Raw genomic sequence first — 13,746 nt, forward strand, 5'->3', positions numbered from 1 at the left:
ATTAGTTAGTTAAATATAATTAAAATTTTAACAGCTACAAACGAATAATTTGAGTTAGAAAATATCAGATTTCACTACATATTTACCACTACCAATTTATTTATGAGGTTCTTAATTTTGACTTTTGACTTTTGACTTTTGACTTCCTTGAAGGGGCTGACGCTACTTGCTTCATTTTTGTCAACATATACTTAGTGGACTGGCTCTCTAGGAATTATTCATTAGCAGAACGTTCAAACACTACTGAAAGATTATTTGCTGGCATTTGGTAAGTCTGTTTCAAGGTAAGATTTTGGGCGCTAGCTACTGCGACAACATCATCCAAGTTACGTACACCCCACTCTGGGTTTTGGGCGCGTAAAGATTTGTCAAAAGCTGCATTACTTGCTGCTGTGTGTTCTCCACCTTGTTTAAAAGGCCCATATAAATAGAGGATACCTCCTGCTGGTAAGATCCGACCTGCCCCTGCCATAAGTCCTAGACAGGCTGACCACGGTGAAATGTGAATCATATTGATGTTGACAATAGCGACAATTGGCTCTCTATTAAGCCAATCAAATGCACGATTCTCGACTGGCCAAACTGGTTCTCTGACATCAAGCTCAAGCGGTGGATAAAGATTATAACAGCTAAAGTGTTCAGCCCATGCAGTAATGCTGGCTCGTAATTGTGGATTTGGATCTGTTGGCAACCACAGACGAGGACTGAGCTTAGGGGCAAAAAATACTGCATGTTCGCCAGTACCACTTGCTATTTCCAATATCGTGCCACTCTCCGGCAACACTTGCAAAAGTATTTCTAGAATTGGTTGGCTATTGTGCTGGGTTGCTGGTGCGTATTGTCGTGCGTCTTGTGGTGTCATCCGTATCGTTACATTTTAAAATTGATCTGAATATGAAACAATGGTATCCCCTCACTAATACCGGGTAGCAGAGAAAAATAAAAAGGTGAGCAAGGTACACAAAACGTCATAAAATATGAGCGCATTTTATACCATTTCACTCACGCTTTTTTATTTAAACTTTTTTCCCACAGGCTGCTAAAAGTTCTAGAATGACTCCATTTGTCCAGCCGAAGCCAACTTCATTAGAACTATATCCAAAGCAGATTTCGTCGGAAACGTTAGCAGAACAGCGTTCAACATCATATTTCTCGACTAGGGTGTTGTGACGCTCGAATTCTTTTATTACCATAGCCAGGAATTTATTGGCAATGCGATCGCCTTCTGTATGATACCCATAGCGGTGAAGTCCCTGGACGGCAATTAACGTCAATGGTGCCCAGCCAAAGGGGGCATCCCACTGGTTTCCGGTAACACGAGTACTGGTAAAAATTCCGCCTGGGGCTTCAAACAAAGAGAGATTTTCCACAACACGTTTAGCTTGGGTTGGCGAAGCAATTCCCAGCCACAAGGGATAAAAGGTGGTAGCAAATTCGTAACGGCGGCGTTTTCCACTCTGGAAGTGATAGTCCAGATAAAGTCCCTGTTCTTCATCCCAGAGAAACTGATCGATGCGATCGCGGCGGATATCTGCGCGATTGCTCCATTTTTGTTCCAATTGTTCATTCCCCAGAATATGCTTAATTTGCGCCATATCTTGTTCAACCTGATACAGCAAACTGTTGAGGCACACAGGAGCATAGTGGAGGATATCAGCACTGAAAGGGCCAAATCGGTTGGTGATATCAAAACCAGACTCGCGCATGGTGCGATCGCTTTTGTAAAATAGGTTGGTCAGTTGGTCAGTTTCCTGGTTGTAATAAAGACTAACGTCATAATCCTCAACTTCAAAAGTTTTATAGTACTCCTTGACGCGATCGTAGTGGCTTTTCCCCTGCTCATCCCGCTCGGAGAACACAACTTCTGGCGCGGGGCCTTCTCCAAAGGCATAAAATCTAGATAAGCCGGTTGCAGCATTCAAATGGGGCGGAACTACCCAGTAATAGTAAAATTGCTCTAGCAGCGGTACAATTGACCTTAACCACTCTTCATCCTGGGTGTGCTGGAATAATGCCAAAACCATCATGCTGAGAACAGGAGGCTGCGATCGCGACAGCATGTAAGTCCGGTTAGAATTGAGGATGATCCCGTAATTCTGCACCTGGTACAGCAGTTGGTCAACTTGGCTTTGCGCTAACTCTAATTCTCCATCGTGCAAAAGTCCCAGTAATATAAAGTAGCTGTCCCAGCCATACATTTCATTAAAGCGACCACCTGGTACGACATAAGGCCCTGGTAGGTATAGTAACCCATGCTCTTTAATCGCCTCGACTTCAGGTGGCAAAGTGCGAATTTCCAGGCATTCCATATCCTTGGGAGATAGCGATCGCTCCAACACACTTCGAACCTTGGGAGAATCTTCTAAGGGGGAAATGTAGACAATCCAACAAGTATCTTTTTTGTGCTCTAGTTTAGTATCCCTTGCAGATTGTAATAAGTGTTCGTGCGATCGCGTTAAGGTTTTCCATGTCTTTTTGATATGGGCCCGCACGGCATCAATCTGCGTGGTGGTAAACGCTGAAGTTTGGATAGAAGATGAAGTGGTCATGATATTTCAATTTGACAGGGTGTTGAAGAGTCCGGATTTTTTTAACGCAGAGAGAAGTATGAGCGGCGGCTTTTGCCGTTGGTGCGAAGCGGTTTCTCGTCAGACATCTGAACTTATCCTAAGCGACACGCTGCACGAATGGTTGTAACGCAGAGATTTTACGGTATTTTCTCTGGGCCAGACAGATTCATTTTTTTATCGAACTTAGGCAGAATAGATCCCCGCTTTTAAGGGGAGCAGGCGCGATCTTCTCCCTACAGCCCTTCTCCTTTAGGAGATGCTCTTGCATTCGGGCATCCTACGGCAGGTGTTAGGCTGTGGCAATGTGAGAAGGGGAGCCACTGCCTTAACTATGCCCCGTCCAAGCGTGGGCGGAACAATTCCATTATCGTCAATTCCATTATCCTCAAGCCCCATACCCGTACTTCGTCCCGCTGTTCGCTTTCGTAGTCGGGGGTCAGCACTGAGCGACTTGTACCGAGCTTGTCCTGAGCGTCTTGCCCTGAACGAACTTGTACTGAGCGGAGTCGAAGTAGCCGTAAAGCCTGCGGCATAGCTACACTTAGGGTGCAGCCTCTGGTAGAGTTGGGCGGCGTCGAAGTAGCAAAGTCGAGGTAAGCCGAAGTGTTAATCCAATCATACGCTCTCTACAAGACGCGCAAGGGACGCAGACTCTCCAAGAGTTGGCTTTACGCTACGCTATCGTCAATCCAAAATCTAAAACTGATTGACTCCCCATGAGCGACTGGCATGGGGAGTGGGGGATCGAGGCTTCAGATTTTCAGTACGTAAGTCCTGTTTTACTCGGCACTACTAACTAACAGAGCAACTGGAAAATGGCTGAGGGCTGCTGCGATAGATAATGTTTCTGTAACCTCCAAAGGTTGCTGAGTCAGGACGTTTTTCCAGGTGAGGGGAGTTCCAGGGGGTAATTGTAGGTGCGTATCTTGCCAAACGAACTCGCCCAAGGGGTTGTTTCCAGGCTGGATGAGGCTAGTTAAAAAGCGAGGCGCGATCACGATCGCTGTTTGATTCCCTTCCCGCCGCGCAAAGGCGATAATGTGATTGGCGTAGGTTCCCTGAACTTCTAATGGCTGATAATCACCGTCCTGGAATAATGAGACATAGTTTGTTCTAGCTTGGAGTAATTGAGCTGTTAAAAATAGTTTGATTCTGCCGTCTGTTTTGTCGTTCAGTAACTCCTGAATTAGTCCGAGAATATCTGTTTTTACCTGTTCGCGGATGGCGCTTAAATAAGTACGTCGCTGTTCAAAATCCACGGGACGGCGATTGTCTGGATCGACTAGGCTTAGTTCCCAAAGTTCTGTTCCCTGGTAAAAGTCGGGTACACCTGGCACAGTAATCTTCAGTAGAGTTTGGGAAAGGGAATTGAATATACCATAGTCTGCAATTCGCTGTTGAAAGGGACGAAAGGCTTCTAGAAATTCCCCAGAGATCGAAGGGTCGAGTACCTTGTCAATAAAGGAGGTACAAGCTTCTTCATACCTGCTATCAGGTCGTAACCATGCTGTATGGACTTTCGCTTCTCTAATTGCTTTAATTATATAGTCTTTCACCCGTTCCATGAAGGATGCATATTCCTGTTCTGCAAAGGGGAACGCCCCTACTAGAGTTTGATAGATAAAATACTCATCGTTGCGATCGGGCATAGCAAACCCGTGGCGTACACCGTAGGGGTTGGTGAAGCCATCGCTACGATGTCCTTGATTCATGGCGCTCCAAGTATTTACCTGCTGCTCCCACTCATCGGGGATTTCTGACAGGACATTCAACCTGGCGCGCACATCTTCGCCGCGTTTGGTGTCGTGGGTGGCTGTGGTGTTCATTGTGTGAGGCCAGGTTGCTTGGTGCTGTTGGTTAAAGGCATGAAATTTGGCTACTGGAATCCCAAAATGACCAGGATTACCTCCAACTTCATTCAGCGAAAGCAAGCGATTGTAAACATATAATGTGGTGTCTTCTACGCCTTTTGCCATCAAAGGCCCGCTGTATTGCTGCATCCGCAAGACAAAATATACCCACTGTTCGCGTTCTGTTTGAGTCAGAGAATTATCAAACTCTAGCAGCATTAACTTTTCAATAAAGTTCAATTCATGATATAACAGGGGCGTTTGTTCTTTGGCTTGGTCAATTACTTCTTGAATGGTAGCGCGATCGCTATCCCCAATTCCATCGGGCGTAATGTATGTTCGGTAAATCGGGAACAGTGTTAAAACTTCGGCGATCGCTCTTTTTAGTCCATTCAGTGTAAAATCATTGCCATAGCGATATTTGCTAGAAACATTCTTTAACAAAAGAGCCAGATTGTCAATATCACCTGCTAAATTCTTTTCCAGTATTAGATGCTTTTTATCCTTCACCACCGATGCATAATCTACTCTGGAGCCGATAAAGTTCTGGTATATTTTATCGAACTGTGATTTATTTTCTGTTTGACAAAATACACCATTTACATAGTTCAAAAAGTCATATCCAGATGTCCCTTCAATTTCCCAATTTTCCGGCAAATCTTCGGTGAGTTCTAAAATCTTCTCCACCGTGATGTAAACATCACCCGTCTTTTCACGCAGCCTTTCGAGATACTGGATTGGGTTATAAAGTCCATCAATATGATCAACGCGTAAACCTGTAAATATCCCTTCTTCAACCAGCTTTTGAATTAGGCTGTGGGTATTATTAAAAACTCGCAGTTCTTCAACTTTAACTGAAATTAGTTCATTGACAGTAAAGAAACGACGGTAGTTCATTTCTTCCGCCCCAACTTTCCAATAGGCGAGACGGAAAAATTGGTCATTCAGTAAATCATCTAGGAAGTTAAAGCTTTCTGAATTGCCTGGTTCTCCATTGAAAGTTTGGATATTTTCGTCAATGAACTCGCGGATAGCATCGTTTGTGGTGTAGAGTTCCCAAACCAATCCTTTAATAAATGCAATTTGGTCTTGTCGCTGTTTTCCCGCAACCTCTGAGGGCACACTTTTGAGAATGTAGAGAATCCCCAATAGCTTAATAAAATCGGGGTGATTGCGTCCTAGTGTGCGCGTGAGTTTACCCAGATTCTGAGTGATAAATTTTGTGTAAGACTCTAACCGCAACGGCAGTTTTAAGCTGTAATAGTTTACAGTTAAACCGTTTTGATCATATTCTAGTTTAATGTCTCCATTTTCCAAGGATACACCGTAGAAATCTCCAAGTAGCGGTGCTAGGATTCGCTCTTGGCGATCGCCAAAGGGAGCATTCCAAGAAAGGTCGAAGTAGTCGGTATAGCTGGAATCTGGTCCGTATTCTAACACATCCATCAAGTAAGGGTTTTCGCTGGTATAGGCCATGTGGTTTGGCACAATATCTTGTAACCAGCCCATACCAAGAGATTGGACTTCGCCAACTAATGCATCAAAGGATTCATTAGTTCCCAGTTCTGGGTTAAGTTGATTGGCATCTACTATATCGTAGCCATGCGTACTCCCAGTTCGTGCCTTGAAAATGGGGGAGGCATATAAATCGGAAATGCCTAAATCTGCCAAATAAGCTGCGATCGCTTTAGCGTTGTCAAAGCCAAACTCAGGTGTAAACTGAATTCGATAAGTTGCGGTAGGAATTCGCATAAGTTTGTTGTTTCTAGTGGGAGGTAGGGAGTGGGGAGTGGGGAGTGAGGGGGATGAGGAGCCTATATCATGTTCGCTTGATTGCTTATTAAACCCGAAGAACCCCACCCCGCCAAAGCTGTGCTTTGTCTCCCCTCCCCGCTTGCGGGGAGGGGTTGGGGGTGGGGTTCTTTTTTTATGGGTAATTTAGCGGACATGATATTACTTGCAGGAATTTGAACCTTTTAGCTCGAACGTTGAACCTTTTTGCTCAAACATTGAGCCTTTTAGCTTGAACGTTGAGCCTTTTTGCTCAAACGTTGAACCTTTTTGCTCGAACGTTGAACCTTTTTGCTCGAACGTTGAACCTTTTTGCTCGAAACTTGAGCCTTTTTGCTCGAACGTTGAACCTTTTTGCTCAAACATTGAGCCTTTTTGCTCGAACGTTGAACCTTTTTGCTCAAACGTTGAGCCTTTTTGCTCGAAACTTGAGGTTATGAGGCTGAAAGTTCAAGTTCTAACTCTCCCCTTCATTCCCTTTCATACAGGACTATACTAGTAGCTTTTATTTTCACTTCTTGGCCCACAGACAGATGTTCAGCGGCTTCAGAACCAGGCCCAGACCATGAGGTATCTGCTGAGTCTAATAACTTATGAGCATTATGCCCAATTGGCAAAGTCACTGTCATTGGAGATGAATTGAAATTCATCACAAATATTAGTTCAGTTGATTCGCACCAACGACGCACAATGACCAACTCCTTCTCTTTATCGCTAGTCGCTTGGATGAAATTGCGGTCTTGATTCAAAAGGGCTGGATGTGTCTTGCGGAAATTAATTAACTGGCGATACCAATCCCACAGAACTTTGTGCTTACCTTCGTTGCGTAATTGCCAATTGAGTTTAGACTTTAGGAAAGTTTCTGCCGATTCCGGATCTGGGGGATCATCTGCGTAGTGAAATGCTTCAAATTCTTGTTTGCGTCCGGCTCGAACTAATTGAATTAAATCAGGATCGGAGTGACTGACAAAGTAAATGAAGGGTGCTGTTTCTCCGTATTCCTCTCCCATGAACAACAGGGGTAAGTTGGGCGACAGCAGCACAGCGCCGGCGGCTAACTTTAATCCTTCAAAAGAGATCCGCTGGGTAAGGCGTTCTCCTTTCATTTGATTGCCGATTTGATCGTGATTTTGAATGCAGACTGTAAACTGTGATAAAGGGCGATCGCGGCAAGATACGCCATGAAATCGCTTGCGGTGTGGTGCGTACTTCCAATCGTAGACAAAAGTATCTTCATAAGCTTTCGCCAACTGAGCAGTTTGCCCAAAATCTTGATAATACCCTTGGCGATCGCCTGTCAACAGTGTATGCAATGCATGGTGGAAATCATCACTCCACTGGGCATCAATTCCATATCCACCCAATTCTGCCGGACGAATTATTTGCGGATTATTTTCGTCACTTTCAGCAATTAAATGGCGTTTCCATTTTTGCCCTTGTTGTGAGAAATGATGAATTGCTTCTGCCAGTTCCCATAAAAAATGCTTCGCCCCCAAGTCATAAATTGCTTGAACGGCATCTAGCCGCAATGCATCAATGTGAAACTCGCGCAACCAGTACAGCGCATTTTGAATAAAATAGTTTCGCACACCCTGACTATAGGCATCGTCAAAATTCAGCGCATCGCCCCACGGCGTTTTATAGGTTTTAGTAAAGTAGGGCGCGAACTGCGCCATATAATTACCTTCTGGGCCAAAGTGGTTATACACGACATCCAGCACTACGGCGATATCGTGTTGGTGGCAAGCATTTACCAGTTGCTTCAGGTCAGCTGGGCTACCGTAGGAATTTTGGACAGCATAAGGGTAAACGCCATCATAGCCCCAGTTGCGATATGCAAGAGTTGCTTCAACATGGGTATCTCCCGGAAACTGGGAGATGGGCATGATTTCAATGGCATTAATTCCCAATTCCCTCAGTTCCGGTAAGCGGGAAATGATCGCGGTGAAAGTTCCTTCTGGCGTGAATGTGCCAACGTGGAGTTCATAGAAAATCAGCGATTCCACAGGAATGCCAGTCCACCCTTCATCAGTCCACTCAAACTGTTGATCAATAATTTGAGACGGCCCATGTACCCCTTCAGGTTGATACTGCGACGCCGGATCAGCAAAGGTATCTTGGCCATTCAAGACATATCGATAAAGCGTGCCTGGATACACATCGTTCACTTTAATCTGCCAGTATCCCTCAGACTGAGGCTTGAGGGGAATTAACTGCGGTTCTGGCGTCAAAATTTGTACAGTGACGCTATCTAATAGTGGAGACCAAACCGTAAATTCACACTCTCCGTTACCCAAGTAGTTAGCACCAATTCTCACGCAGTATCCTCCCATCAGTTCAGTTTGTTGTGCCGAATTGTGGCGCGATGGTGTGCCCACCCGCCGTAGGCGATCGCAAATGTCATTGATTGTACAATGTTTACAAACACGCCAGATAGCATAATGGTTGGTCTTGCAGACTTTTTGCTAGCGCCTGGAGGCGGATTTTTTACCAAAATAAATTCTGTCCAATGACAAATTTAGTTGTGAGTGCTTTAAATTCGTTAGTTGAGTTGCGGGTTTTTGTAGCCCTAGCGAATGGAATTCGCGGCTATACAAACAAAGTCCGCCTCCGCTGACTAATGAAAACAAGGGACTTGAGCAACTGGTTTGACAAGACTGCTGTATGTGATTGCTGGCTAACGGTGAAGTTGTGCGGCGGCAGATATCCTCAAACTCCCACCAGCAACCTCTGTTCCGTCCGCACCAACGCAGTGTTAGGTGGCGACAACTACTCTTGCTTATCGTAGAGGGAGAAATCTTAGTTGACCTTCCCACTCTCTCTCAAAACTGCATTCCGCAATCAAGATAATTTCCTCTATCGCTAACCCTACTGAGACACGACGACTTACCTCGAACAACCCAGGCATTGACAATCCTGCTTGGATGCGTTGATATGCAAAAGTTGTCATGGTAGCAACATCATGAGTTAGGATAATTCGTCCCTCTTGGGCTGCCCATGCTAAAACGGTTGGGTCATCTGCTCCTGACAAATCGACATCTTGAACACGCACAATATCAACATCTGGATTTTGACGAAGAACACCTCGCACAATCTGGTTGTTAAAATTTTCATCAGCCAGGAATCGAGACATTTCAGATCACCTGGATTGATTTTGCCTAGCAAGTAAGCGATCGCGTATTCCAATGGGATTAAACCGCTGTTCAGCCTCCTGCTGAATTATATTTGCCTGATGCTGGCGTTCTGCAAGATAGGTATGAACCTCATCCCTGTGTCTAAGATAGTAACCAATAACCATATATATATCCGGCAATTGAAGCGACGGGTACTGTTCTCCTATTTCCTCAGGTGTGCAACCCTCAAGAAAAGCGGTAACAACAGTGTCTAGGGTGACGCGAGTTTTGCCAACTCGTACAACTCCATGAGGATCAGTCTTTATAGGTGTAGGTTCGAGGGTAATTGCTAGAGCCATAGACTTTATCTATCAGGTTTTTAATTCATATGCTAGCAAAGGCCCAAGCAGTCTGGAGCCTTTACAGATTCTAGGGTTGCTCAATTGCCTTCGGTAACAAAGCACAATCCTGGTAGAAATATTGAAAGGTTGATTTGCAGAACCAATGAGTTCTATTGGTGATATTGGCTTAATATGGGCAAGTGTCATGACTGAACCGCCATCAATCGAGCAATACATCTCGTAAGCAGGAAAGCCATTGAATAACTCCTAGCCTCATCTTGGCTGTGCTAAATAATAGTGGTTCAACGAACTTCACTCTTCAACATATGAGATTGAAGAAGAAAGAATTATTTGGTTCATGCCCCGTCCAAGCGTGGGCGGAACAATTCCATTATCCAAAATTCGGCTTGCCCCGCACCCTTGTGGTCGGGGTCAATCCAAAATCCAAAATCCAAAATCAGATTGACTTGCAGCTACCATCAACACAGTATGACGATTCATAGGTATTAGAACGCTTACCAAAGAGTGCATAGCGGTTATCGCGGATTTGTTCGTAAAAGCGATCGCCTACCCACTTCATCCCCGGTAATGCTCGATAAGCGTCTACAAATATACTTCCTGCTGGCAATAACCGCCCAATTTCTTCCGCAGCGTTACTACCTTGCCAACGTCTTTCAGGTTCATTGCCATCAATTAAAATCACCCCCTGTTCACAGTCTTGGGCTGTAATTCCCCATCGTAAAAGTGTCTGCTCATCTTGCATAGGACTGTAGCGAAATAACTTTCCCTTGTCTAAGGATTCTAGCGATCGCACTAGGGTAACGCAGAGATTACAATTTCCGTCGTAGATTACGTAGTAATTCATAAAAATAACGGCCCTTTGGCAATTGACTTTTCAAGTGTGTGTTAAATACAACTTTAGTATTCTAGCTTAGAAAACCATAGCGATCGCTCTGGCCTCACCGAAGCAGTGCTAAATAATCCAATTCACCTCAGGCAAAACAAAATTTTATTTATTCAATATGCATAATATCGTCGAGTTTAAGCTGCAAATTTGGCAAAAGTTCAGAATAAATAGTATCTCCTAAGCGATATTGTTCCTGCTGGTATACACCGTTAACTAACTGACAAACGGTGAATGTGGGTTGTTTGGGATTACCGATAAATTGCAAACCACCTAAGCTACGAAAGTCCACAATCCAATATTCTGGAATATTAAGAAAAGCGTATTCTTCCACTTTCCTTGCATAATCATCTTGCCAATTTGTACTTACAACTTCAGCAACAAGTTTGATTGTACTACCATTACAAATAATAGGTTCTTTTTGCCAGAGCGGTTCTTTACTAAGTTCGGCTTTATCTAAAACAATTACATCAGGACGCAGCGCTGTGGCTTCAGCAGCAGGTGGTTTTATCAGACAAGTTTTTGGTATTAGCCAGTTGAAATTAGAACTAAAAATTTCCACATAGATTCTACCAGCAATACTACCAGCAACAGCTTCGTGTGGCCCTGTAGGTTCCATGTCTCTTAGTTGTCCATCGATTAGTTCGTAGCGTGTATTATCACCATATTGGGCTATAAATTCCTCAAAGGTAAGTAGTTTGGGTGAGGTGTACGTCATAGGTCTTGTTTTGACTTGGACTTTGGCTTATTCTAGCGACTGCCGTTGCAAAGTACAGCAAGGAATAAGAGTTTCAGAGAATTAGTGCGTCAGTCCCATACACCAGTACAGCACGGCGGAAGTTTGCCTACTTTTAACAATGCAATCGTCGCATTCACAATGCAAGCCCTCGCATTCACAATGTAAGTCGTTGCATTCACAATGCAAGCCCTCGCATTCACAATGCAAAAGGTTACATTTAGATAGACTAAAGGGCTTGTCCTCAAACATCACCCCCGGTTTGCAGTTATCATGCTTTTGGGATGGTATTCGATAGTTTTTTTCATTAATCAGAAAATATTCATGAGATACAAACTGTTGGGCAAAAGCGGGTTAAGAGTCTCTGAACTCTCCTTGGGAACCATGACCTTTGGTGAAGATTGGGGTTGGGGTGCATCTGCTGACGAAAGTCGTAAAATCTTTGATACTTTTGTAGAAGCAGGAGGTAATTTCATTGACACCGCCAATGGTTATACCGATGGTAGCAGTGAAAAAATTGTCGGTGAGTTAATCGCTAAAGAACGGGAACGCTTTGTAGTTGCTACAAAATATTCCTTTCCTTTGCAGATGAATGATAAAACGGCCAACCCTAACGCCAGTGGAAATCATCGCAAGAACTTAATTCAGTCTTTAGAAGGTAGTCTGAAACGGCTGAATACCGATTACATTGATTTATTCTGGTTGCACGCTTGGGATTTCACAACACCTATTGAAGAAGTATTGCGATCGCTTGATGATGTAGTGCGTCAAGGTAAGGTACTTTACATCGGCATTTCTGACACACCCGCTTGGATTGTTTCCCAAGCAAATACCATCGCCCAATACCAAGGATGGACGCAGTTTGTCGCCCTGCAAATTGAGTATAGTTTAATTCAGCGGGCACCAGAACGAGACTTGATCCCGATGGCTAAAGCCTTTGATTTAGCAGTAACACCGTGGTCGCCCTTGGGTGGTGGTATGCTAACAGGGAAGTACAATAAACCTCCTCAAGAAGGGGGTGAACAAGGGCGATTCAAAACTACGGGGGGAGAGGTTTCCGAAAAGAATTTAGCGATCGCTGAAGTTGTTAGTGAAGTTGCAGCAGAAATTGGACACACACCCTCACAGGTAGCATTAGCTTGGTTACGCGCTCAAAGTGGTGTGATTATTCCAATCATTGGGGCACGTAAATTAACTCAGTTTCAAGATAACTTAGCTTCTTTAGATGTCAGCCTCTCACCAGAACATCTGCAACGGTTAGATGAAGTGAGTCAAATTGAATTGGGTTTCCCTCATGACTTTTTGCAAAACGATGTAATTCGCGATCGCCTTTTCGGTGGTACATTCGATACCATAGAAAACCATCGCAGTTAATGCAATAGTCATAAATATTGACAGATTCAGGCATTAATTCAATCTATCGTCAGAGAGTTTTGCACAGCCAACCACTATCTGTAAAGTTAGATAAAAAAGGCATTAACTAGAATCATGAGCGACAACACCATTTCATCACGTTTGTACCCCACCCGGATTGACATTCCCACCGAAGCGCGACTGCAAATCGTAGTAATTCTCAACCAAACTTTGGCAGCTACTTTGGATCTGAAAACCCAGACAAAGCAAGCGCATTGGAATGTTAAAGGCACTGACTTCTACCAGCTACACCAATTGTTTGATGAACTTGCTGGTGAATTAGAAGAGTACGTCGATCTAGTTGCTGAACGCGTCACTGCTTTAGGCGGATATGCCTTAGGAACAGTCCGTTCTGCTGCTAGTGATTCAATTTTGCCAGAATATCCCTTTGATATTTTGGATGGTAAAGACCATGTGACAGCCTTAGCAGATCGCTTTGCACCCTATGCTAAACATATCCGGGAAGCGATCGCTAAAACTAATGATTTAGGTGATGCTGATACTGCCGACCTTTACACTGAAATTTCCCGCACCATTGACAAACGACTCTGGTTCTTAGAAGCTCATCTGCAAGTAGCAGAAATTAAGGCAGAGAATGGCAAAACGGATATTACTAAAACTCAAAAGACACCTGCTGGTGTAATATAAGCACTTCTGAGAGATACGCTTTCTAACTCATGAGTAGTAGGGTGCGTTACGGCTTTAGCCTAACGCACCATTTCATAGGACATCTTGATCCAGAATTGATATAGCAGTCCTAAATCATTTGTAAAAATTTCTCTTTCTACACTTTGCGTCCTACCTTACGGGAAGCCACTTCTCTTCTCTACGAGAGGCTGCACCTTAAGCGTAGCTATACCGCAGGCTTTACGAGAGGCTCCGCGAACGTAGTCTATGCGTCCTGGTTCATTAAACAAAATAATTTTCCACAGCTCAGATAGGATTACTATATATAACTAAAAGTACAGAACGAGCGACCATTAAATGTGCGTTAGCCTACGGCAGAACACACCCTACTAGCACGACTG

At 44.1% G+C, this 13,746-nt stretch carries 14 protein-coding genes; 4 read left to right on the plus strand and 10 right to left on the minus strand.

What is annotated here, in order from left to right; all coding sequences use genetic code 11:
• Window positions 1-214: 214 nt before the first annotated feature.
• Window positions 215-862 carry a DUF938 domain-containing protein gene (locus V7K48_RS29740; protein ID WP_335078090.1) on the minus strand — a complete coding sequence of 216 codons (648 nt, stop codon included), beginning with the start codon at window positions 860-862 and terminating at the stop codon, window positions 215-217.
• 154 nt (window positions 863-1,016) lie between these two features.
• Window positions 1,017-2,549, minus strand: a complete 1,533-nt coding sequence (locus V7K48_RS29745) for a trehalase family glycosidase (RefSeq protein WP_335078092.1) — start codon at window positions 2,547-2,549, stop codon at window positions 1,017-1,019.
• Between the two features lie 277 nt (window positions 2,550-2,826).
• On the opposite strand from V7K48_RS29745, the gene V7K48_RS29750 reads away from it, so the two are divergent.
• Entirely contained in the window at window positions 2,827-3,105 is a 279-nt protein-coding gene (locus V7K48_RS29750) for a hypothetical protein (protein ID WP_335078094.1), read from the plus strand.
• Window positions 3,106-3,349: 244 nt separating this feature from the next.
• Here V7K48_RS29750 and treY read toward each other — a convergent pair whose 3' ends face one another.
• From treY to V7K48_RS29770, 4 genes are all read right to left on the minus strand, one after another.
• Window positions 3,350-6,172 (minus strand): malto-oligosyltrehalose synthase, encoded by a 2,823-nt coding sequence (gene treY / locus V7K48_RS29755; RefSeq protein ID WP_335078096.1) that lies wholly within the window; start codon window positions 6,170-6,172, stop codon window positions 3,350-3,352.
• A gap of 201 nt (window positions 6,173-6,373) precedes the next feature.
• Complete coding sequence (locus tag V7K48_RS29760) at window positions 6,374-6,577, minus strand: hypothetical protein (protein ID WP_335078098.1); 204 nt, start codon at window positions 6,575-6,577, stop codon at window positions 6,374-6,376.
• A gap of 104 nt (window positions 6,578-6,681) precedes the next feature.
• Window positions 6,682-8,529, minus strand: a complete 1,848-nt coding sequence (treZ, locus tag V7K48_RS29765; RefSeq protein ID WP_335078099.1) for a malto-oligosyltrehalose trehalohydrolase — start codon at window positions 8,527-8,529, stop codon at window positions 6,682-6,684.
• A gap of 14 nt (window positions 8,530-8,543) precedes the next feature.
• Window positions 8,544-8,705: a hypothetical protein gene (locus tag V7K48_RS29770; RefSeq protein ID WP_335078101.1), complete on the minus strand. Its 162-nt coding sequence runs from the start codon at window positions 8,703-8,705 to the stop codon at window positions 8,544-8,546.
• Window positions 8,706-8,831: 126 nt separating this feature from the next.
• On the opposite strand from V7K48_RS29770, the gene V7K48_RS29775 reads away from it, so the two are divergent.
• Entirely contained in the window at window positions 8,832-8,999 is a 168-nt protein-coding gene (locus V7K48_RS29775; RefSeq protein ID WP_335078103.1) for a hypothetical protein, read from the plus strand.
• On the opposite strand, the gene V7K48_RS29780 is transcribed toward V7K48_RS29775, so the two are convergent.
• The 4 genes from V7K48_RS29780 to V7K48_RS29795 all read right to left on the minus strand — a co-directional run bounded on the left by V7K48_RS29780 (window position 8,991) and on the right by V7K48_RS29795 (window position 11,287).
• Window positions 8,991-9,344 (minus strand): DUF5615 family PIN-like protein, encoded by a 354-nt coding sequence (locus V7K48_RS29780; RefSeq protein WP_335078105.1) that lies wholly within the window; start codon window positions 9,342-9,344, stop codon window positions 8,991-8,993. The two genes, V7K48_RS29775 and V7K48_RS29780, sit on opposite strands and share 9 nt — an antisense overlap.
• 6 nt (window positions 9,345-9,350) lie before the next feature.
• Entirely contained in the window at window positions 9,351-9,683 is a 333-nt protein-coding gene (locus V7K48_RS29785) for a DUF433 domain-containing protein (protein WP_335078107.1), read from the minus strand.
• Between the two features lie 439 nt (window positions 9,684-10,122).
• Complete coding sequence (locus V7K48_RS29790; protein ID WP_335078109.1) at window positions 10,123-10,530, minus strand: thiol-disulfide oxidoreductase DCC family protein; 408 nt, start codon at window positions 10,528-10,530, stop codon at window positions 10,123-10,125.
• Between the two features lie 148 nt (window positions 10,531-10,678).
• Complete coding sequence (locus V7K48_RS29795; protein WP_335078111.1) at window positions 10,679-11,287, minus strand: Uma2 family endonuclease; 609 nt, start codon at window positions 11,285-11,287, stop codon at window positions 10,679-10,681.
• 342 nt (window positions 11,288-11,629) lie between these two features.
• Between V7K48_RS29795 and V7K48_RS29800 the strand changes: the two genes are divergently transcribed.
• Together V7K48_RS29800 and dps are read left to right on the plus strand one after the other, a co-directional pair.
• A complete protein-coding gene (locus tag V7K48_RS29800; RefSeq protein ID WP_335078113.1) occupies window positions 11,630-12,679 on the plus strand; it encodes an aldo/keto reductase in 1,050 nt (349 codons plus the stop codon).
• Window positions 12,680-12,793: 114 nt separating this feature from the next.
• Window positions 12,794-13,366, plus strand: coding sequence for a DNA starvation/stationary phase protection protein Dps (dps, locus tag V7K48_RS29805; RefSeq protein ID WP_335078115.1), 573 nt, complete (start codon window positions 12,794-12,796; stop codon window positions 13,364-13,366).
• The last annotated feature ends 380 nt before the right edge of the window (window positions 13,367-13,746 follow it).

Source organism: Nostoc sp. (assembly GCF_036919615.1).
In the GTDB taxonomy this organism is placed as follows: domain Bacteria; phylum Cyanobacteriota; class Cyanobacteriia; order Cyanobacteriales; family Nostocaceae; genus Nostoc.